Annotated in this window: 20 protein-coding genes; 5 read left to right on the plus strand and 15 right to left on the minus strand. The window is 63.4% G+C overall.

What is annotated here, in order from left to right; translation table 11 throughout:
• Positions 1–211, minus strand: a 211-nt coding sequence (locus TZ03_RS13405) for an IS3 family transposase (RefSeq protein ID WP_051098263.1), incomplete at its 3' end; no start/stop codon positions are given.
• Positions 212–627: 416 nt separating this feature from the next.
• Between TZ03_RS13405 and TZ03_RS13410 the strand changes: the two genes are divergently transcribed.
• On the plus strand, positions 628–1,302 hold the full coding sequence (locus TZ03_RS13410; protein WP_051098271.1) for a heavy metal response regulator transcription factor: 675 nt from the start codon (positions 628–630) through the stop codon (positions 1,300–1,302).
• Positions 1,299–2,681 (plus strand): heavy metal sensor histidine kinase, encoded by a 1,383-nt coding sequence (locus TZ03_RS13415; protein WP_051098273.1) that lies wholly within the window; start codon positions 1,299–1,301, stop codon positions 2,679–2,681. The genes TZ03_RS13410 and TZ03_RS13415 overlap by 4 nt, the downstream gene beginning before the upstream one ends.
• A 110-nt stretch (positions 2,682–2,791) precedes the next feature.
• On the opposite strand, the gene pdxJ is transcribed toward TZ03_RS13415, so the two are convergent.
• The 10 genes from pdxJ to rpoE form a co-directional block, all read right to left on the minus strand.
• Positions 2,792–3,514 carry a pyridoxine 5'-phosphate synthase gene (pdxJ, locus tag TZ03_RS13420; RefSeq protein WP_414860310.1) on the minus strand — a complete coding sequence of 241 codons (723 nt, stop codon included), beginning with the start codon at positions 3,512–3,514 and terminating at the stop codon, positions 2,792–2,794.
• A gap of 61 nt (positions 3,515–3,575) precedes the next feature.
• Entirely contained in the window at positions 3,576–4,259 is a 684-nt protein-coding gene (recO, locus tag TZ03_RS13425; protein WP_051098275.1) for a DNA repair protein RecO, read from the minus strand.
• Positions 4,260–4,431: 172 nt separating this feature from the next.
• On the minus strand, positions 4,432–5,334 hold the full coding sequence (gene era / locus TZ03_RS13430; protein ID WP_003252061.1) for a GTPase Era: 903 nt from the start codon (positions 5,332–5,334) through the stop codon (positions 4,432–4,434).
• Positions 5,327–6,016: a ribonuclease III gene (gene rnc, locus TZ03_RS13435; RefSeq protein WP_051098276.1), complete on the minus strand. Its 690-nt coding sequence runs from the start codon at positions 6,014–6,016 to the stop codon at positions 5,327–5,329. The genes era and rnc overlap by 8 nt, the downstream gene beginning before the upstream one ends.
• 163 nt (positions 6,017–6,179) lie before the next feature.
• Positions 6,180–7,034 carry a signal peptidase I gene (gene lepB / locus TZ03_RS13440; protein WP_051098277.1) on the minus strand — a complete coding sequence of 285 codons (855 nt, stop codon included), beginning with the start codon at positions 7,032–7,034 and terminating at the stop codon, positions 6,180–6,182.
• A gap of 5 nt (positions 7,035–7,039) precedes the next feature.
• Positions 7,040–8,839 carry a translation elongation factor 4 gene (gene lepA / locus TZ03_RS13445; protein ID WP_051098278.1) on the minus strand — a complete coding sequence of 600 codons (1,800 nt, stop codon included), beginning with the start codon at positions 8,837–8,839 and terminating at the stop codon, positions 7,040–7,042.
• A 358-nt stretch (positions 8,840–9,197) separates the two neighbouring features.
• Positions 9,198–10,598: a DegQ family serine endoprotease gene (locus TZ03_RS13450; RefSeq protein WP_414860311.1), complete on the minus strand. Its 1,401-nt coding sequence runs from the start codon at positions 10,596–10,598 to the stop codon at positions 9,198–9,200.
• Between the two features lie 223 nt (positions 10,599–10,821).
• Positions 10,822–11,787: a MucB/RseB C-terminal domain-containing protein gene (locus TZ03_RS13455; RefSeq protein WP_051098284.1), complete on the minus strand. Its 966-nt coding sequence runs from the start codon at positions 11,785–11,787 to the stop codon at positions 10,822–10,824.
• Positions 11,788–11,799: 12 nt separating this feature from the next.
• Positions 11,800–12,390, minus strand: a complete 591-nt coding sequence (locus TZ03_RS13460; protein WP_051098287.1) for a sigma-E factor negative regulatory protein — start codon at positions 12,388–12,390, stop codon at positions 11,800–11,802.
• A 31-nt stretch (positions 12,391–12,421) separates the two neighbouring features.
• Positions 12,422–13,003, minus strand: coding sequence for an RNA polymerase sigma factor RpoE (gene rpoE, locus TZ03_RS13465; RefSeq protein WP_003252049.1), 582 nt, complete (start codon positions 13,001–13,003; stop codon positions 12,422–12,424).
• 445 nt (positions 13,004–13,448) lie between these two features.
• Here rpoE and nadB point away from each other — a divergent pair, with 445 nt between their 5' ends.
• Positions 13,449–15,053, plus strand: a complete 1,605-nt coding sequence (gene nadB, locus TZ03_RS13470) for an L-aspartate oxidase (protein ID WP_051098289.1) — start codon at positions 13,449–13,451, stop codon at positions 15,051–15,053.
• 56 nt (positions 15,054–15,109) lie between these two features.
• Here nadB and TZ03_RS28780 read toward each other — a convergent pair whose 3' ends face one another.
• Both TZ03_RS28780 and TZ03_RS13475 read right to left on the minus strand, forming a co-directional pair.
• A complete protein-coding gene (locus TZ03_RS28780; protein ID WP_082056626.1) occupies positions 15,110–15,568 on the minus strand; it encodes a protein YgfX in 459 nt (152 codons plus the stop codon).
• Positions 15,552–15,806: a succinate dehydrogenase assembly factor 2 gene (locus TZ03_RS13475; RefSeq protein ID WP_003252043.1), complete on the minus strand. Its 255-nt coding sequence runs from the start codon at positions 15,804–15,806 to the stop codon at positions 15,552–15,554. Before TZ03_RS13475 ends, TZ03_RS28780 begins: the two co-directional genes overlap by 17 nt.
• A gap of 133 nt (positions 15,807–15,939) precedes the next feature.
• Here TZ03_RS13475 and TZ03_RS13480 point away from each other — a divergent pair, with 133 nt between their 5' ends.
• Together TZ03_RS13480 and TZ03_RS13485 are read left to right on the plus strand one after the other, a co-directional pair.
• Positions 15,940–16,881: a YgfZ/GcvT domain-containing protein gene (locus TZ03_RS13480; RefSeq protein ID WP_051098291.1), complete on the plus strand. Its 942-nt coding sequence runs from the start codon at positions 15,940–15,942 to the stop codon at positions 16,879–16,881.
• A gap of 55 nt (positions 16,882–16,936) precedes the next feature.
• The gene (locus TZ03_RS13485; RefSeq protein ID WP_051098293.1) at positions 16,937–17,743 is read left to right on the plus strand and encodes an HDOD domain-containing protein; all 807 of its coding nucleotides are present in this window, start codon (positions 16,937–16,939) and stop codon (positions 17,741–17,743) included.
• Positions 17,744–17,870: 127 nt separating this feature from the next.
• Here the strand turns inward: TZ03_RS13485 and TZ03_RS13490 are convergent, their stop codons facing one another.
• Positions 17,871–19,250: a sensor histidine kinase gene (locus TZ03_RS13490; protein ID WP_051098295.1), complete on the minus strand. Its 1,380-nt coding sequence runs from the start codon at positions 19,248–19,250 to the stop codon at positions 17,871–17,873.
• On the minus strand, positions 19,243–19,914 hold the full coding sequence (locus tag TZ03_RS13495) for a response regulator (protein ID WP_051098297.1): 672 nt from the start codon (positions 19,912–19,914) through the stop codon (positions 19,243–19,245). The genes TZ03_RS13490 and TZ03_RS13495 overlap by 8 nt, the downstream gene beginning before the upstream one ends.
• Between the last annotated feature and the right edge of the window lie 17 nt (positions 19,915–19,931).

Below are 19,931 nucleotides of genomic sequence, written 5' to 3' on the forward strand. Positions count from 1 at the left end.
TGAAGCTCAGCACCTGCCGCTTGAAATCGTCGTCATAGCGCTGCCCGTTTGAGCGCGGAGAAAAGCTGGATTTGCTCTGATGGCTTGAAACCCACCGGCGCAGCAAGCTGTAGTCGATACCGAAATGCTGGGCTACCTTGCGGAAGCCTTTATTGCCATCCAGGTAGGCTGAGATGGCTGTGAGCTTGAAATGCTCTGTGTATTTGCCCATAGGTCCCCCAAGGGTTGGATTTTTTGTCCAACTTCTTGGGGGCAGTCCAATCCTGTGGGAGCAACTGTCTTGTATTGCCTGAACTGGCCTCATCGCCGGCAAGCCAGCTCCCACAGGTACCGCACAATTTTCAAGACCGTGGTGATCCTGTGGGAGCAACTGTCTTGTATTGCCTGGACTGGCCTCATCGCCGGCAAGCCAGCTACCACAGGTATTGCACAGGATTTGAGGTCGACGCGGTCGAGGTGGGAGCTGGCTTGCCGGCGATAGGGCCAGAACAGGCAGCCAGATAACACCAGGATTACAAATCCGTTATCTGCGCCTCGATCCCTTACTCATGCCGTAACATCCTGCCCCTTGACCCTGATGTCACTACAGGGTCGAGAATCGCCTCCTTTCATCACACCGAGCCTCCCATGCGCCTACTGATCATCGAGGACGAGCTGCGTACCGCCGACTACCTGCAACAGGGCCTGCGCGAGAACGGTTACGTGGTCGACTGCGCCCACACCGGCATCGACGGCCTGCACCTGGCTCGCCAGCAGCCTTACGACCTGGTCATCCTCGACGTCAACCTGCCCGAACTCGATGGCTGGAGCGTGCTGCAGCGGCTGCGCGCCGAATCGGCCACGCGCATCATGATGCTCACGGCCCACGGCCGCCTGGCCGACCGAGTCAAGGGCCTGGACCTGGGGGCCGATGACTACCTGCTCAAGCCCTTCGAGTTCCCTGAACTGCTGGCCCGCATCCGCAGCCTGCTGCGCCGCAACGACCAGCAACTGCAGCCCAGCACCCTGCGCGTCGCCGACCTGGAGCTGGACCCCGGCCGCCACCGCGCCTACCGCGCCGGGCAGCGGATCGACCTGACCGCCAAGGAATTCGCCTTGCTGCACCTGCTGATGCGCCAGACTGGCGAAGTGCTGTCGCGTACGCAAATCATCTCGCTGGTATGGGACATGAACTTCGACTGCGACACCAACGTGGTCGAAGTCTCGATCCGGCGCCTGCGGGCGAAGATCGACCACCCGTTCGACGACAAGCTGATCCATACCCTGCGCGGTGTCGGCTACGTGCTCGAGGCACGCTTTTGAAGAACGCCAGCCTGTCGCTGCGGCTGGGCCTGAGCGTGACGCTGATGGGCGCCGCACTGGTGCTGCTGCTGGCCTGCCTGGCCGTGTTCGCCCTGGGCCACGAACTGGACAGCCGGGCACGCAAGGACCTGACGCGCAAGATGCTGCAGGTCGAGCACAACCTGCGCGTCGACCTGCGCAGCGAGGACCTGGGCAGCCGCGCCCATCCACTGCTCGACCTGGTAATGGGGCATGACAACCTCAGCCTCAGCATACTGGCCCTGGATGGCCGTCACCCGCACCTGCTCAGCCTCGGGCCAGCCCTGGAGGCGCAGGTCGGCGAACTGCGCACCGGTACCCGCCTGGCCTTCCATGCCTGGCGCGACAGCAGCGGCAAGCAGATATTCACGGTGACCCGGCTGATGCGCCTGCGCGACAACACTCCGGTCAAGGTGATGATGTCGCTCGACCGCGCTGACGATAACGCGCTGTTGCAGGCCTACCTGCACTCCACCTTGCTGGCGTTGCCGCTGCTGTTGGTACTGATTGGTGCGGGCGCCTGGTGGCTGATGCAGCGCGGCCTGAAGCCGCTGCGACACTTCCGGCGCATTGCCGGGCAGGTGTCGGCCCAGGACCTGCAACATCGCCTGCCTGCTAGCGGCCTGCCGCTGGAACTGGCAGAGCTGGCCAGCAGCATCAACGTGATGCTCGACCGCCTCGACCAGGGCGTCAGTCAACTGTCGCAATTCTCCGACGATCTGGCCCATGAACTGCGTACGCCATTGAGCAACCTGATGGGCAAGGCGCAGGTGACCCTGGCCCGGGAACGGGACAACGCGAACTACCGGGAGGTGCTGGAAGACAGCATCGAAGAGCTGACCCGGCTCAACCGTATCATCAACGACATGCTGTTTCTCGCCCAGGCCAGCCAGCCACAGGCCCAGGTTGCGCTGAAACCCTTGGCGCTGGCTGATGAGGCTGGGCGGGTTGTCGAGCTGTTTGCCTGCAGTGCCGAGCTGAAAGAGGTTGAGCTGCGGGTTCAGGGCTGGGGGACGGCGCTGGGTGACCGGCTGATGTTTCAGCGGGCGTTATCGAACCTGTTGAGCAATGCCATTCGGCACAGTCCGGAGGGTGAGTCGGTCAAGTTGCACATCGAGCGTGCGACCAGCGAAGTACGGCTATCGGTGACGAACCAGGGGCCTGGTATTCCTGCAGAGCACCAGCCGCGCTTGTTCGAGCGCTTTTACCGGGAAGGCTCGGGGCGCTCGCGGCTGGAGGGCGGGACTGGGTTGGGGTTGGCGATCGTCAAGTCGATCATGCAACTGCATGGCGGGCGGGTCGAGGTGAGCAGCAGTCCGTTGGGGCCGACCCGCTTCACTCTGGTGTTTCCTGCCGAGTGATCGGCCGCCTGTACCGGCCCTTTCGCGGGTAAACCCGCTCCTACACAGGTACCACAACCCCTGTAGGAGCGGGTTTACCCGCGAATAGGCCGGTACAGGCGACTGACAGATCAGCGCGAAGCCGCGACGATCAGGGCCTTCATCTCGGCCACAGCAGCCTTGAAACCAACGAACAAGGCATGCGCCACCAGCGCATGGCCAATGTTCAGCTCATTGATACCCTTGATCGCCGCCACCGCCTCGACGTTGTGGTAATGCAGACCATGGCCGGCATTGACGATCAGCCCCTGGCCCACGCCAAATGCCACGCCATCAACAATACGTTGGAGTTCTGCAGCCACTTCCGTCGGGGTTTCGGCATCGGCATAACGGCCGGTGTGCAGCTCGATGGCCGGCGCCCCCACCCGGTGCGACGCTTCGATCTGCCGCTCGTCGGCATCGATGAACAGCGACACCTCGGCACCGGTACGTGCCAGGCGCTCCACCGCCGCCTTGATCCGTGCCTCCTGCCCTGCCACATCCAGGCCACCTTCGGTGGTCAACTCCTGACGAGTCTCGGGCACCAGGCAGATGTGCGCCGGGCGAATCTTCTCGGCAAAGGCCATCATCTCTTCGGTGACGCCCATTTCGAAGTTCATGCGGGTCTGCAGTACATCCTTGAGCAGCAGCACGTCGCGCTCCTGGATGTGCCGGCGGTCTTCGCGCAGGTGCACGGTGATGCCATCGGCGCCTGCTTCCTCGGCATCCAGGGCAGCCTTGACCGGGTCAGGGTAACGCGTGCCCCGGGCCTGGCGCAGGGTCGCCACGTGGTCGATGTTTACGCCGAGAAGCATGCGGTTGCTGTGAGTCACGAAAGGCTCTCCTGAAGGTTGAGCCCCACAGCATACGTCGTGATCAGCGCTTGCGAAACAGTTCCCGGCTGACCAGTGGCTTGGCGCCCAAGTGCACCGCCAGTGCCTGGCGCATCAGGCGCTTGGCGGCGAGCAAGGCGCCTGGGGCATCCCAGTCGGCTTCGGCCAGGGCCAGCAGTTCGGTGCCGCGGAACAGCCCCGGCTGCACCAGCTCGACCCGCTCCAGACCGGCATCCACGCGCAAGCGGTACAGCCCTTCGGCCGCGATCGGTTGGTCGTTGACGTCGTGGTTCAAGGAAAACCCATAACCGAGCTCGTCCAGCAGCCGCCATTCGAACGAGCGCAGCAAAGGCTCCAGCGGGCGGCCTTCGGCCAGGGCCTGCAAGGTCAGGGTGTAGTGTTCGAAAAGTGCCGGAAACGGCGCTTCGGCGGGCAGCAGGCGCATCAGCAGCTCATTCAGGTACAGCCCGCTGAACAGCGCATCGCCATGCAGCCAGGCGGCGATGCCGGCGCTGTCCATGCGCCCGACATTCTTCAGCTCACCGCGTCCGCGCAGCTCAAGCTCCAGCGGCACGAACGGCCGCACCAGGCTGCCACCCTTGCCGCGCGCGCGGCGCAGCACCGCGCGCATGCGGCCCTGCGGGGTGAAGAAGTCCACCAGCGCGCTGGTTTCCTTATAGGCACGGCTGTGCAGCACGTAGGCTGGCTGGCCGACAGGTTGTTCCATGAAAGGTCACTTTACTCCCTGCGGCCTGGGAAAACTGCACATTGGGGCTGCTCTGCAGCCCATCGTCGCGGTTCGTCGCCACGACAAGCCAGCTCCCACAGGTGCTGCGATGCGGTCGGGGTGGGAGCTGGCTTGCCGGCGATGGGCCGCACAGCGGCCCCAACAGTATTGCCTACAGGTCGCCGTAGCCCAGCGAACGCAGGGCGCGCTCGTCGTCGGACCAGCCGCCCTTCACCTTGACCCACAGGTTGAGCATGACCTTGGAGTCGAACAGCACTTCCATGTCCTTGCGCGCCTCGGAGCCAATGCGCTTGATGCGCTCGCCCTTGTCGCCAATGATGATCTTCTTCTGGCCGTCACGTTCGACCAGGATCAGCGCATGGATGTGCAGCACATGCCCCTGCTGCTTGAATTCCTCGATCTCCACGGTGATCTGGTAGGGCAGCTCCGCACCCAGCTGGCGCATGATCTTCTCACGCACCAGTTCGGCGGCCAGGAAACGGCTGCTGCGGTCGGTGATCTGGTCTTCCGGGAAGAAGTGATCGTTCTCCGGCAGGTGCTTGGCGATCTGGGCTTCCAGCGCTTCGAGGTTGTGCCCCTGCTGCGCGGAAATCGGCATCACCTCGGCGTTCGGCAGTTGTTCCTGCAGCCACTGCAGGTGCGGGATCAGCTCGGCCTTCTCTTCCATGCGGTCGGTCTTGTTGACCGCGATGATCAGCGGACCGGTCACGTACTGCACACGCTCCAGCACCAGTTGGTCCTCGTCGGTCCACTTGGTGCGGTCAACCACGAAGATCACCACGTCGACGTCCTTCAGGGCCGCCGAGGCATTGCGGTTCATGTAGCGGTTCAGGGCCTTGTCGTTGGCCTTGTGCATACCGGGGGTATCGACATAGATCGCCTGCACATCACCCTCGGTCTTGATGCCGAGCATGTTGTGCCGGGTGGTCTGCGGCTTGCGCGAGGTGATCGCCAGCTTCTGCCCGAGGATGTGGTTGAGCAGGGTCGACTTGCCCACGTTGGGGCGGCCGACAATGGCCACGTAGCCGCAGCGGGTCGGGTTGCTATCAGTCATTGCCATTCTCCACGCCCAGGGCGATCAGTGCAGACGCGGCGGCAACTTGCTCGGCAATACGCCGGCTAACGCCCTGGCCACGGCTCTTGTTGTTCAGCAGCACCACTTCGCATTCGACGAAGAAAGTCCGGCAGTGCGGTTCACCCTGGATGTCCACCACTTCGTATCGCGGCAGCTCACAGCTGCGCGACTGCAGGAACTCTTGCAGGCGGGTTTTCGGGTCCTTGTTGGTGTCGACCAGGGTCAAGCCTTCGAACTCGTCGGCCAGCCAGGCCAGCACGCGTTCCCTGGCCGTTTCCATGTCGGCGTCCAGGTAGATGGCGCCAATCAGCGCCTCCAGGGCATCGGCAAGGATCGACTCGCGGCGGAAGCCGCCACTCTTGAGCTCACCCGAACCCAGGCGCAGGTAATCACCCAGGTCGAAACCACGAGCCAGACGGGCCAGGGTCTCGCCCTTGACCAGGCGTGCGCGCAGGCGCGACAGCTGGCCTTCGCGGGCCTGCGGAAAGCGCTCGAACAGCGCCTCGCCGGCGACGAAGTTGAGAATGGCGTCACCGAGGAACTCCAGGCGCTCATTGTTGCGCCCGGCGTAGCTGCGATGAGTCAGCGCCAGGAGCATCTGGTCCTGGTTCTTGAAGGTGTAACCGAGCTTTCGCTCCAGACGGGCAAGGGAAGCACTCATGGGGCCACCCGTTCATTGTTCAACGCGTTGTTCAAATCAACATCCTGAAAGACTGTTTGGCTGTGGTCCGCCGCGCGATGTGCGGCGAATCTCCCGATCCCTGAGAACACAGCCTATGTCAGAAATGCATTCGGCGCTGTCTGCTGGACAGCGCCGAAGGGTATCAATGGATCAGGCCGACCCGCGACAGGTTGGGCATGTGGCTGAGCTTGGGCTCTGGCCAGCTCATCCACACCGCGAAGGCCTTGCCGACGATGTTCCGGTCCGGAACCATGCCATGCAGCTCCTTGGGAATGTTCGGGTCATCCCAGTAGCGGCTGTCGTTGGAGTTGTCGCGGTTGTCGCCCATCATGAAGTAATGGCCTGCCGGCACGGTCCATTGCTGGTCCGGCGGCATGCGATAACGGCTCATCTCCTTGCGGATCAGGTGTTCGGCCTCGCCGAGCTTTTCCTTGTACAGCTGGGCGCTGCCCAGGGTGCCCGGCTCGGTGCCCACCAGTTGTTCGGCAATCGGCTGGCCGTTGACGAACAGCCGCTTGTCGCTGGTGTAGCGGACCTGGTCGCCCGGCAGGCCGACCACGCGCTTGATGTAGTTGACGTTCGGGTCGCTCGGGTAGCGGAACACCATCACATCACCGCGTTGCGGGTCACCCACCTCGATGACCTTCTTGTCGATCACCGGCAGGCGAATGCCGTACGAGAACTTGTTCACCAGGATGAAGTCGCCTACTTCCAGGGTCGGCTTCATCGACCCCGAAGGGATCTGGAACGGCTCGACCAGGAACGAGCGCAGCACCAGCACGATGAACAGCACCGGGAAGAACGACTTACCGTACTCGACCAGCAACGGCTCCTTGCCCAGGCGCTCGACCACCGCTACCTCGGGCTGGCTGACGCTGCCCTGGTAGTTGGCGATTGCCGCGCGCCGGCGCGGGGCCAGGAACAGCAGGTCGATCAAGCCCAGCAGACCGCAGACGAAGACGGCGATGACTAGCAACAGCGGGAAATTTAGCGACATAGGACCTAGCTATCCAACCTGAGCACGGCGAGGAAGGCTTCTTGTGGAATTTCCACGTTGCCCACCTGTTTCATGCGTTTCTTACCGGCCTTCTGCTTCTCCAGCAGTTTTTTCTTACGGCTGACGTCACCACCGTAGCACTTGGCCAGTACGTTCTTTCTGAGCGCCTTGACGGTTGTACGCGCGATGATCTGGCCGCCGATGGCTGCCTGGATCGCCACGTCGAACATCTGCCGCGGGATCAGTTCCTTCATCTTCTCGGTCAACGCACGGCCTTTGTAGGCCGCGTTGTCGCGGTGCACGATCAGTGCCAGGGCATCGACCTTGTCGCCGTTGATCAGTACGTCCAGCTTGACCAGGTTGGCCGACTGGTAGCGGTCGAAATGATAGTCCAGCGAAGCATAGCCGCGGCTGGTGGACTTGAGACGGTCGAAGAAGTCCAGTACCACTTCGTTCATCGGCAGGTCATAGCGCACCTGCACCTGGCTGCCGAGGAACTGCATGTCGCGCTGCACGCCACGCTTCTCGATGCACAGGGTAATGACGTTGCCCAGGTGCTCCTGCGGCACCAGGATGGTGGCGGTGACGATCGGCTCGCGGAAGTCGGCGACCGCCGAGACGTCTGGCAGCTTCGACGGGTTGTCGACGGTGATGGTCTCGCCGGTTTTCAGTTCCAGCTCGTAGATCACGCTTGGCGCGGTGGTGATCAGGTCCAGGTCGTATTCGCGCTCCAGGCGCTCCTGGATGATCTCCATGTGCAGCATGCCGAGGAAGCCGCAACGGAAGCCGAAGCCCAAGGCATCGGAGCTTTCCGGCATGTACTGCAGCGACGAGTCGTTCAGGGTCAGCTTCTGCAGTGCATCGCGGAAGTCCTCGAAGTCGTCGGAACTGACCGGGAACAGGCCGGCGTAGACCTGCGGCTGGATCTTCTTGAAGCCTGGCAGCACTTCGACCTCAGGGGTCGAGGACAGGGTCAGGGTGTCACCCACCGGGGCCCCGTGAATGTCCTTGATGCTGGCGATGATGAAGCCTACTTCACCGGCCTTCAGATCGGCGGTCTGGGTGTGTTTCGGAGTGAACACACCGACGCTGTCGACCAGGTGCACCTTGCCGGTGGACTTGACCAGAATCTTGTCGCCTTTCTTGACGCGGCCCTGGCGCACACGCACCAGCGAGACCACACCCAGGTAGTTGTCGAACCAGGAGTCGATGATCAGCGCCTGCAGCGGCGCATCGATCTCGCCTTCCGGCGCGGGGATAGAGTGCACCAGGCGCTCGAGTACCTCGTCCACGCCCATGCCGCTCTTGGCGCTGCACGCCACCGCGTCGGTGGCGTCGATGCCGATGATCTTCTCGATTTCGTCCTTGACGCGGTCCGGGTCAGCCTGGGGCAGGTCCATCTTGTTCAGTACCGGCATGACCTCCAGGCCCTGCTCGATGGCGGTGTAGCAGTTGGCCACCGACTGCGCTTCCACGCCCTGGCCGGCGTCGACCACCAGCAACGCACCTTCACAGGCTGCCAGCGAGCGCGAGACTTCGTAGGTGAAGTCAACGTGGCCGGGGGTGTCGATGAAGTTCAGCTGGTAGGTCTTGCCATCCTGCGCCTTGTAGTGAAGCGTGACGCTGTGGGCTTTGATGGTGATACCGCGTTCGCGCTCCAGGTCCATGGAGTCCAGTACCTGGGCTTCCATTTCGCGAGCCGTCAGGCCACCGCACATCTGGATGAAACGGTCGGCCAGCGTCGACTTGCCATGGTCGATGTGGGCGATGATGGAGAAATTGCGGATATGACTCAAATCACTCACGGGTCAACACTCGAAAAGGCTGCGAGCCGGACGCCCGCCGAAAAATAGCCGGGAATTGTACCTCAAGCCGCAGGGATATGGGAGATTCCTCTATCGGGCTAAATGTTTCCCCCTTCAATGAATGCTCCTCGACAGACGAACTTGCCCGCTCCTGCAAGAAAAAGGGCAACTTCGGCTTAATGCCAGTCAGTCAAGCGATTTGGGGCCGCTTTGCGGCCCATCGCCGGCAAGCCAGCTCCCACAGCTGTGGGAGCTGGCTTGCCGGCGATGGGCTGCGCAGCAGCCCCAATGTGCCTCAGTAGGCTCAACTGGCTTGGCATTAAGCCGAAGCTGCCCTTTTTCCTACCGGTCAACCAGCTTATTCAGCGAGCTTGAAGGTAATGAAGCTGGCGCGGCCCTGACGCAGCACGCGCATCGACACCGAGCGGTTCTTCGGCAGTTCCTTGGCAATTTCGGTGAATTCCTTGGCCGAACCGATGGCCTGGTTGTTCAGGTGGCTGATGACGTCACCGGGACGCAGACCGATCATCGCAGCCGGGCCATCCTGGACTTCCTTGATGACCACGCCACCTTTGAGCTCCAGGGATTTCTTCTGCTCGGCGGTGAGGTCGGCCACCGATACGCCCAGGCGGTTGCTGCTGCGCTCGGCACTGCCTTGGGCACCGGTACCGATATCGGCATCGTCGTCCGGCAATGCGCCGACGCTGATGTCCAGGTTCTGACGCTTGCCGTTGCGAATGATTTCCAGCTTGGCCTTTTCACCATCCTTCAGGCTACCGACCAGGTGCGGCAGGTCGGCCGACATGACGATCGGCTGGCCGTTCATGCTCAGGATCACGTCACCCACCTGCAGGCCGCCCTTGGCTGCCGGGCCGTTTTCCAGTACCTGGGCCACCAGGGCACCAGCCGGTTTGTCCAGGCCGAAGGATTCAGCCAGGTCCTTGTTGACCTCCTGGATCACCACGCCTAGCCAGCCACGGCTGACCTTGCCGTCTTTTTTCAACTGGTTGGAGACATCGATCGCCACATCGATCGGGATGGCGAACGAAAGCCCCATGAAACCGCCGGACCGGGTGAAGATCTGCGAGTTGATACCCACCACTTCGCCCTGCATGTTGAACAGCGGGCCGCCGGAGTTACCCGGGTTGATGGCCACGTCGGTCTGGATGAACGGTACATAGGTGTCATTGGGCAGGGTACGGCCCTTGGCGCTGACGATACCTTTGGTCACCGAATGGTCGAAGCCGAACGGCGAACCGATGGCCAGTACCCACTCGCCCACCTTGAGCTTCTCGGAATCACCCAGCTTCACGGTCGGCAGGTTCTTGCCCTCGACCTTGAGCAGGGCCACGTCGGTGCGTGGGTCGGTGCCGACCAGCTTGGCCTGCAGTTCGCTGCGGTCCGACAGACGGACGATGATCTCATCGGCATCGGCCACCACGTGGTTGTTGGTCAGCACGTAGCCGTCGTTGGAAATGATGAAGCCCGAACCCAAGGACTGCGCCTCGCGCTGCCGATCACCGCGCGGCGAGCGCGGCTGCTGCGGCATGTTGCGCTCGAAGAACTCGCGGAACATCGGCGGCAGGCCTTCCAGGTCCGGCATTTGCCCGGCAGCCATGCGGCGCTCCGGCAGCTTCTGCTTGGTACTGATGTTGACCACGGCCGGCGAGGCCTGCTCGACCAGGCTGGTGAAGTCCGGCAGGGCTTCCTCGGCCTGGGCGGTGAGCACCTGGCCGAGCATCAGCACGGCGGCGAACATCGATAGGTAGGATTTCAAGCGTGGTGTTGACATACGGCTCCCGTCACAACGAGCGGTAGTTTAGAAAGGCCCCTGCGCAAAAAGCAGGAAAGGCCAGGCTCCAAGAAGCCTGACCTATAGAAAATTTGCCGATGGATTGCAAATGACAATGCTTTAATTTCATTTCAGGCGCATGTCCGCTCGCCTTGGCAGACCCACAAGCATGCCCCGGAAAAGCGCGCCATTACTGGCGTGCCTGGGCATCCTGCGGGCGCATGGACAACGCCACGCGTTCTGCAGTACCCAACGGAATTTCGCCGACCACGGTGACCATCACCTTGCCTTTCGGCGTGTTCAGGCGACGCGAAACCGCCGAAGTCGGCCCCAGTTGGGTGCGCACATCGGTGCCGCCATCATCTTTCACCGCTTCGAGAAATACCGAGAAGCGCGCCAGGCCATCATCGTACATCAAGCTGCTGACCGAGCTGCCACGCTTCGGATCGCGGCGTACCGAACTATTGACCAGCTCGAACCCAGGCGGCAGCCAGTCCGAACGCCAGCCGGCGACGCTGTCATTGCCGGCGGCCGCGGCATGCTGCACCGGCTTGCAGGCGGCACTGGCGCGCAGGTCATCGTCGCTGGGCAGCTCGTCGGTATCGAGACGGGTCATCTGGAAGCGCTCCAGCAACTGCCCCTTGTCGTTGAGCATCAACGAGCGCAGCGGCAGGCCGGTAGTACGGTCCAGATGCAATTCGAAGGCATAGCGGTGCTGGTCGCGCGGGGTGAGGGTCACGATCACGGCATCGCGCCCGGCGACCCGTGACTTGCCCGCCACGCTCAAGTCGTACCAGCCCATCAGTTTCAGCGGATCAAGCACACGTGGCGCGGTATCCGGCGGCGTCGTCACACCGCTGGCCAAGGCCCCACTGACACACTCCACCTTGCCATCCACGCGCACGATTTCCTGGGCGGTGCCATCGAGCTGCAGCAGCCGCTCGCTGACCTTGTCGCCTTCAACCCGGTGCCAGATATCGTGGGAAGAGAAGCTGCCGTTGCGTTCGTAGACGAAAGAGCCCTGGTAGCTCTGTTTTTGCTCGGCCTGTGCCAGCTTGTTCAGCCATTCGCTCGCCTCGGGCGAAGAGTTGGCCGCCAATGCTGGCACCGTCATGCAGCTGCCAATCAGCAGCGACAGGAGAGGTAGCGCGCGCATGATCCTCCTTACTTAACGGTTTTCCAGGCTGGCAGCGCGGGCATATGGCAATGCGGTTTCATTGCCCTTGAGCGCGGATTCCTGGGCATGCTGGCGCAGGTAGCCTGGCAGACGCTGATCCCAGCCGGCCTGGTTCTGCAGCACGCCGTTGGCCATTGGCCCGGTCGGTTGCTCACTGCTCTCACTATAGCCTGCCAAAACGGCCGGGCCTTGCGCCTGTGGCACGCTCAGGCCTTGTTGGGCAGGTTGCTGCGCAGCCAGCTCGGCACCCGTGATCTCGTCCTGGTTGTACATGCGCACACCGGCAAGCACCGCTACGGTGACCGAGGCGGCCACCGCCAGGCGGCCAATGCTACGCCATGGGCCCTTCTTGACCTTGGCCGGCACGGCTTCATCGGCCAGCGCCGCAGACACCGCCGAGGCGATATCCAGGTTAGGCAGCAGCAGCTCCTTGTGCATGGCTGCACGGGCAACCTGGTAACGCGACCAGGTGGCACGGGTTTCGGCATCGTCGACGGCGTTCAACACCCGACGCAATTCCAGTTCGTCCGCTTCGTTATCCATCACCGCGGACAGCGATTCCTGCAAAGCTTCACGACTCATGGCGGTTCCTCTCTTGGCTGTCGCCGCTGTCTCAGGTTTCCTGCAACAAGGGCTGCAGGGCTTTGTCTATGGCCTCCCGAGCGCGGAAGATTCGAGAGCGCACGGTACCCACCGGACATTGCATGACACTGGCAATGTCTTCGTAACTCAGTCCGTCGAACTCACGCAGGGTCAGGGCCGTGCGCAGGTCTTCAGGCAGTTGCTGGATGGTGCGATGGACAGTGCCTTCGATTTCATCCCGCAACAACGAGCGTTCTGGGGACTCGAGATCCTTGAGGCCATGATCGCCGTCGTAAAACTCCGCATCCTCGGAGCTCACATCGCTGTCTGGCGGCCGTCTTCCACGGGACACCAGGTAGTTCTTCGCCGTGTTGATGGCGATGCGGTACAGCCAGGTATAGAACGCACTGTCTCCGCGGAAATTGCCAAGCGCACGGTAGGCCTTGATAAAGGCTTCCTGTGCCACATCCTGGGCCTCGTGGGTGTCGTGAACGAACCGCACGATCAACCCGAGAATCTTGTGCTGATACTTCAGCACCAACAGATCGAACGCTCGCCTGTCGCCGCGCTGAACGCGCTCGACAAGCTGCTGATCCTCTTCCTGGGTTAGCATGAACACTCCTCAGTGAACTCGAAGGAGCGTTGCAACAGCCATCGTTCAGGCTTGCAACCATAGACTCGGGCTTTGCGCAAAAGTTCTCCCCTCCAAGCAAGTTTCCTGCAGCCCTTGGTCGGCTTGCACGGAAGACGCGGCGCGGTCATGGCCGGCTACGTCGATAATCAGGTTTTCGAATACGCAGGGACAGCCCGGACAGGCCTGCCGCCCTGCGTCGCCGCGGCAAATTGTGGCGTGCGGGCAGCCTTCATAGGATTTCCGGCCATGTCGGAAAGTTCCCGCAAAGGTTGCCGCGCGCCTCGGTAAGTGGCCAAGTGGCATGGAAATTGGCCACCTCGGGCTGCTATAAAGGCAACCTGGCCAAGTTTAACGATAGTTTCACAATGCCATCTGCGCGTGACTATTGTGCCGCGCCCTTTCCGAAGATTACTAGTGTCCCGACATGAGCCAACAATTCCAACATGATGTCCTGGTGATCGGCAGCGGTGCCGCCGGTCTCAGCCTGGCACTGAACCTCCCCAGCCACCTGCGCATCGCCGTGCTCAGCAAGGGCGACCTGGCCAATGGCTCGACCTTCTGGGCCCAGGGTGGTGTCGCGGCGGTGCTGGACAATACCGATACCGTGCAGTCGCATGTCGAGGACACCCTCAATGCCGGCGGCGGCCTGTGCCATGAAGAGGCGGTACGCTTTACCGTCGAGCATAGCCGCGAAGCCATTCAGTGGTTGATCGAGCAAGGCGTGCCCTTTACCCGCGACGAGCACCACAGCGTCGACGACGGCGGCTTCGAGTTTCACCTCACCCGTGAAGGTGGCCATAGCCATCGGCGCATCATCCATGCCGCCGACGCCACCGGTGCGGCTATCTTCACCACCCTGCTGGCGCAGGCCCGCCTGCGCCCGAACATCCAGCTGCTGGAACAGCGCGTGGCGGTCGACCTGATCACCGAGCGCCGCCTGGGCCTGCCCGGCGAGCGCTGCCTGGGCGCCTACGTGCTAGACCGCAACACCGGCGAGGTGGATACCTTCGGCGCGCGCTTCACCGTGCTGGCCACTGGCGGTGCGGCCAAGGTCTATCTCTATACCAGCAACCCCGATGGTGCCTGCGGCGATGGCATCGCCATGGCCTGGCGGGCCGGCTGTCGGGTGGCCAATCTGGAATTCAACCAGTTCCACCCGACCTGCCTGTACCACCCGCAGGCCAAGAGTTTCCTGATCACCGAAGCCCTGCGCGGCGAAGGCGCGCTGCTGCGCCTGCCCAATGGCGAACGCTTCATGCCCCGCTTCGACCCGCGTGAAGAACTGGCCCCGCGCGACATCGTGGCCCGCGCCATCGACCATGAGATGAAGCGCCTGGGCGTGGACTGCGTGTACCTGGACATCACCCACAAGCCGGCCGATTTCATCAAGAGCCACTTCCCCACCGTGTACGAGCGCTGCCTGGCCTTTGGCATCGACATCACCCGCCAGCCGATCCCGGTGGTACCCGCGGCGCACTATACCTGCGGCGGGGTAATGGTCGACGACCGCGGGCATACCGACGTACCGGGCTTGTACGCCATCGGCGAGACCAGCTTCACCGGCCTGCATGGCGCCAACCGCATGGCCAGCAACTCGCTGCTGGAATGCTTCGTCTACGGCCGCGCTGCCGCTGCCGACATCCAGGCGCACCTGGATGAAGTGACCATGCCCAAGGCCCTGCCCGGCTGGGACGCCAGCCAGGTCACCGATTCGGACGAGGACGTGATCATCGCGCACAACTGGGACGAACTGCGGCGTTTCATGTGGGACTATGTCGGCATCGTGCGCACCAGCAAGCGCCTGCAGCGGGCCCAGCACCGCATTCGCTTGCTGCTGGATGAAATTGATGAGTTCTACAGCAACTACAAGGTCAGCCGTGACCTGATCGAGCTGCGCAACCTGGCGCAGGTGGCCGAGCTGATGATCTTGTCGGCGATGCAGCGCAAGGAGAGCCGAGGCTTGCATTACACCCTGGATTACCCAGGGATGCTGGACGAGGCCAAGGACACCATTCTCAGTCCGCTCTGAAACCGGCGTCGCGGCCTTCGCGGGCTCGCCCGCGAAGAAGCCAGCCCGGTCTTGATCTATGCCCGGCTCACCTCAGCCCAGCGTCGCCGGCTGAACTTGAGCCGCACCCGCAAACGCCGATGCTCATCCGCCCCCAGCGCATCCCGCGGTATGCACTGGCTTTGCCCCAACCAACGCCCCGCCCGCACAAAGCGCAATACCACCAGCCCCGGCAACGCCACACTATCCCGGCCTAGCCGCACCGGCTGCCAGCCACAGGCACGGCTGAACACCTGCCAGCCGCGCATATCACGGCGCAAGCCGACAACGGCATGCTCATGGGTCAGAAGAATACGTCGGGGAATGGCCCAGCCAGCGTGGGCAATACAGGCGGCGACAACAGAAAAGGCCAACCACCCGGGCAGCGGGCTCGCCCATACAGCAAGCCACGCCAGTACCTGGCACCCCAGGTAGGCCGCTAGCAGCAGGCGCGAGCCTTGCCAGCGGCACTCGAAGCACTCACTTGGGCTGGACACGGTCCAGAATGATACGGACCATGCGCTGCAGCTCCGGGTCTTCAGACTCGGTGCGCTCCATGAACCAGCCGAACATGTCCTGATCCTCGCAGCTCAACAGCCGCACGTACAGTTCGCGGTCGGTCTCGTTGAGGGTGGGGTAGACTTCCTGGGTGAAAGGCACCAGCAGTACGTCCAGTTCCAGCATGCCGCGGCGGCTGTGCCAGAAAAGCCGGTTGAGTTCAGTTTGTTCGACCATGGGGCCCTCCTCGAATGGCCCGCCAGTATACAGCCAGGCGAGCGAAGCGACACCGGGCGTTGGTCTAGTCAACTACCTATTTTGTTACTGGCGTTCTATGATGGCCGCCAGTCTTTAGCCACCGCGATGACCCATGGCCGATTCCGCTTTCTTCTGCCCCCTGTCCCACGAGGGCATCCTCGCCGTCCGCGGCTCCGATGCAGGCAAGTTCCTGCAAGGCCAGCTGACCTGCAACATCAACTACCTCAGCCAGGAACATGCCAGCCTCGGCGCCCGCTGCATGGTCAAGGGGCGCATGCAGTCGAGCTTCCGCATCCTGCCTGAAGGCAACGGCTACCTGCTGGCCATGGCCAGCGAGCTGCTCGACGCGCAGCTGGCCGACCTGAAGAAGTACGCCGTGTTCTCCAAGGCCACGCTGACCGATGACAGCGCCGCCTGGGCACGCTTCGGCCTGCAGGGCGGTGACGCTGCGTTGCAGGCGCTGGGGCTCAGCGTGCCCGCAGCAGCCGGCAGCACCACGCGCCATGAAGGGCTGATCGCCATTGCCGTGTCCGCAGGCCGCGTGGAGCTGTGGGTACCGGCGGAAAACGCCGACCAGGTGCGCCAGGCCCTGGCCGCCGCCTTGCCCGAAGGCAGCCTCAACGACTGGCTGCTGGGGCAGATTCGCGCCGGCATCGGCCAGGTCATGGGGCCGACCCGTGAACTGTTCATCCCGCAGATGATCAACCTGCAGGCCGTCGACGGCGTCAGCTTCAAGAAGGGCTGCTACACCGGCCAGGAAATCGTCGCGCGCATGCAGTACCTGGGCAAGCTCAAACGCCGCCAGTACCGCCTGGCACTGGACCAACAGGCCATTCCGGCACCGGGCGCCGAGATTTTCTCGCCCACCCATGGCTCGTCGGTCGGTGAGGTGGTCATCGCTGCCAACAACGGCGCGGGCTGCGAACTGCTCGCGGTGCTCAGCGCCGAGGCGGTCGAAGACGACAACCTGCACCTGGGCAGCCTGGAAGGCCCGCGCCTGCAGGTACTGAGCCTGCCTTACGAACTGGACCGCGACCGGGAAATCCAACGTTGACCAGCCTGCCCCGCCGTTGTGGCGGGGTCGCACCACCACTGCGGTAGACACGCCCATGAACAAGCTGGCCGAGATGGTTCAAGCACAGTTGCTCGATGCCATCGAAAAGGATGACCTGGTCCTGCCGACCCTGCCCGAGGTTGCCTTGAGCATCCGCGAGGCAGCGGAAGACAGCGAGATCAGCGTAGCGGCCCTGAGCAAGGTGATCGGTCGCGATGCGGCCCTGTCGGCGCGCCTGATCAAGGTGGTCAACAGCCCGCTGCTGCGCGCGGCGGTGGAGGTCACCGACCTGCACACCGCCATCACGCGGCTGGGCATCAACTACAGCTGCAACCTGGCCATTGGCCTGGTGATCGAGCAGATTTTCCATGCGCGCGCGCCGGCGGTAGAGCAGAAGCTACGCGATATCTGGGCCAACAGCCTGGAAGTGGCGGGCGTCAGCTATGAGATCTGCCGTCGCTACACGCAACTCAAGCCCGACCAGGCCACCCTGGGCGGGCTGGTCAACCAGATCGGCGCACTGCCGGTGCTGATCTATGCCGAAGAGCACAACGAACTGCTGTCCGACCCGATCTGCCTGCATTACGTGATCGAACAGATCCAGCCGGTGCTGGGCGACAAGATTCTCAAGGCCTGGGAGTTTCCGGAGCTGTTGGTCAACCTGCCGAGCCAGGTTCAGGACCTGGATCGGCAGACCGACAAGATCGACTATATCGATATCGTGCAGATCGCCCGTTGCATCAGCCAGCGTGGCCGCCACCGGCCGTTGGCGGCACTGCCGGCGTACCGGCACCTGGGGTTGCCGTTCGGTACCGAGCTGGAGGTGGATGAATTGCTCGAGGCGCGAAGCATGTTGCGCTGAGCGGTGTCAGTCTGTACTGGCCCTATCGCCGGCAAGCCAGCTCCCACAGGTAAACCACAAGAGCTGAAGTCTGTGGAGTACCTGTGGGAGCTGGCTTGCCGGCGATAGGGCCAGCACCGCCACCCCATCAATCCGCGATGAAACTCACCCGCACCCGCAACCCACCCTTGTCACCATCATGCAGGCTGATCTGCGCCAGGTGCGCCCGGCAGATCTCGCCAACGATCGCCAGCCCCAGCCCGCTACCCTGCGCACTGCGCCGGTAGAAGCGCTCGAACACCCGCTCGCGCTCGGCCTCGGGAATCCCTGGCCCGTCATCCTCCACCTCCAGCACTGCCGGCGCCACTACCCGCAAAATCACATTGCCACCCGCTGGCGTATGCGCCAGGGCATTGTCCACCAGGTTGCTCAAAAGCTCGTTGAGCAGCGTCGGCTCCCCCTTCAGCCACACCGGCGCCTCTGCCTCCAGGGCCAGCGCCACCCCGCGCTTGTGCGCCAGTGGCGCCATGGCCATACCCAGCTCGCGGGCCAGCTGGCTCAAGTCCAGACGCTGCGCGCCGCCTTCGGCAATCGCCCGTGCGCCGTTCTCGACCCGCGCCAGCGACAACAACTGGTTGGCCAAGTGGGTCAGCCTGTCGGTGCCCTGGGCCGCAGACTCCAAAGTCTGCCGCCACTCCTGCGGCTCCGGCGAGCGCAAGCCCAGTTCGACCCGTGCCTTCAGGGCCGCCAGCGGCGTACGCAGTTCGTGGGCGGCATCGGCGATGAACTGGGCCTGGCGCTCGAACTGGCCGCGCAAGCGCTCGGTGAAGTGATTCAAGGCCCGCACCAGCGGGCTCAGCTCACGCTGCACCTGCACCACCGGCAAGGCCCGCAGGTCGTCCGGCTGGCGTTCTTCCACCGCCGTGCGCAAACGCTCCAGCGGCCGCAACGCGGCACTCACGGCAAACCACACCATCACCAGCGCGCCCAATGCCAGCATTCCCAGGCGCAGCAGGGTATCGGCCATCAGCCCACGGGCCATGCGTACCCGTGCTTCCTCGGTCTCGGCCACGCGGATTTCCGCCATGCCGTTCATGTTCGGCTCGCTCACCGCCTTCAGCAAGCTCACCACACGCACGTCCTGGCCCAGATAGGTGGCGTTGTAGAACCGCGCCAATGCTGGGTAGTCGTCGGTGCGCGGCGTGCCCGGCGGCGGCGGTGGCAGGTTCTCGTAGCCGGAAATCAGCCGCTGCTGGATGTCCAGCACCTGGTAGTAGATGCGCCCGGCACTGTCGTAGGCGAAGGTGTCCAGGGCCACGTAGGGCACGTCCGCGCTCAGCGAACCGTCGCGCTGGGACAGGCCTGCGGCAATGGTGCGTGCCGAGGCCAGCAGGGTCCGGTCATAGGCGGTGTCGGCGGCCTCGCGGCCGTTCCAGTAGGCACTCAGGCCGCTGGCCAGCATCAGCACCACCAGCAACAAGGCCAGGTTGCCCAGCAAGCGCCCGCGCAGGCTGCCATTGTCACGCATCACGGTGCTCGAGCAGATAGCCCAGGCCGCGGAAGGTGACGATGGCCACCGCGTGGCCGTCGAGCTTCTTGCGCAGGCGGTGGATGTAGATTTCGATGGCGTCGGAGCTGGCTTCCTCATCCAGGCCGAACACCTGGGCGGCCAGTTGCTCCTTGCTCATCACCCGGCCCGGGCGGGCGATCAGCGCCTCCAGCACGCTTTGCTCACGCGAGGTCAGGGTCAGGTTGTCGTCGCCGAGGGTGAAGCGCCGGGTGTCCAGGTCGTACACCAGCGGCCCACAGCGTTGCTGGCGCTCACCACCGAGCACGCTGCGGCGCAGTAGGGCCTTGACCCGCGCTTCCAGTTCGGTCAGCTCGAACGGCTTGGCCAGGTAGTCGTCGGCGCCCAGGTTCAGGCCGTGGACCCGGTCCTTGACGTCGCTGCGCGCGGTCAGCATCAGCACCGGCAAGGTTTTGCCACGGCCGCGCAGGCGTGCCAGGACCTCGAAGCCATCCATTCGCGGCAAGCCGACATCGAGAACGGCCACGGCGTATTCCTCACTGGCCAGGGCCAGGTCGGCAGCCACGCCATCATGCAGCACATCCACGGTCAGGCCGTGGCTTTTCAAGGCCTGGGCCACGCTTTCGGCCAGTTGCAAGTGGTCTTCGACCAGTAGCACACGCATCGGATTCTCCCTGCTCG

Source organism: Pseudomonas sp. 10-1B (assembly GCF_000935045.1).
GTDB lineage: Bacteria > Pseudomonadota > Gammaproteobacteria > Pseudomonadales > Pseudomonadaceae > Aquipseudomonas.

Bases quoted from the DNA above. Each gene is read 5' to 3' on its own strand.
- era (WP_003252061.1), bottom strand. From the start codon at position 5,334: ATGACTGATAGCAACCCGACCCGCTGCGGCTACGTGGCCATTGTCGGC.
- rnc (WP_051098276.1), bottom strand. From the start codon at position 6,016: ATGAGTGCTTCCCTTGCCCGTCTGGAGCGAAAGCTCGGTTACACCTTC.
- TZ03_RS13455 (WP_051098284.1), bottom strand. From the start codon at position 11,787: ATGCGCGCGCTACCTCTCCTGTCGCTGCTGATTGGCAGCTGCATGACG.
- TZ03_RS13475 (WP_003252043.1), bottom strand. From the start codon at position 15,806: ATGGTCGAACAAACTGAACTCAACCGGCTTTTCTGGCACAGCCGCCGC.
- TZ03_RS13460 (WP_051098287.1), bottom strand. From the start codon at position 12,390: ATGAGTCGTGAAGCTTTGCAGGAATCGCTGTCCGCGGTGATGGATAAC.
- TZ03_RS13410 (WP_051098271.1), top strand. From the start codon at position 628: ATGCGCCTACTGATCATCGAGGACGAGCTGCGTACCGCCGACTACCTG.
- pdxJ (WP_414860310.1), bottom strand. From the start codon at position 3,514: ATGCTTCTCGGCGTAAACATCGACCACGTGGCGACCCTGCGCCAGGCC.
- TZ03_RS13450 (WP_414860311.1), bottom strand. From the start codon at position 10,598: ATGTTCGCCGCCGTGCTGATGCTCGGCCAGGTGCTCACCGCCCAGGCC.
- rpoE (WP_003252049.1), bottom strand. From the start codon at position 13,003: ATGCTAACCCAGGAAGAGGATCAGCAGCTTGTCGAGCGCGTTCAGCGC.
- TZ03_RS13495 (WP_051098297.1), bottom strand. From the start codon at position 19,914: ATGCGTGTGCTACTGGTCGAAGACCACTTGCAACTGGCCGAAAGCGTG.
- TZ03_RS13490 (WP_051098295.1), bottom strand. From the start codon at position 19,250: ATGCGTGACAATGGCAGCCTGCGCGGGCGCTTGCTGGGCAACCTGGCC.
- TZ03_RS13480 (WP_051098291.1), top strand. From the start codon at position 15,940: ATGGCCGATTCCGCTTTCTTCTGCCCCCTGTCCCACGAGGGCATCCTC.
- lepB (WP_051098277.1), bottom strand. From the start codon at position 7,034: ATGTCGCTAAATTTCCCGCTGTTGCTAGTCATCGCCGTCTTCGTCTGC.
- TZ03_RS13485 (WP_051098293.1), top strand. From the start codon at position 16,937: ATGAACAAGCTGGCCGAGATGGTTCAAGCACAGTTGCTCGATGCCATC.
- recO (WP_051098275.1), bottom strand. From the start codon at position 4,259: ATGGAACAACCTGTCGGCCAGCCAGCCTACGTGCTGCACAGCCGTGCC.
- nadB (WP_051098289.1), top strand. From the start codon at position 13,449: ATGAGCCAACAATTCCAACATGATGTCCTGGTGATCGGCAGCGGTGCC.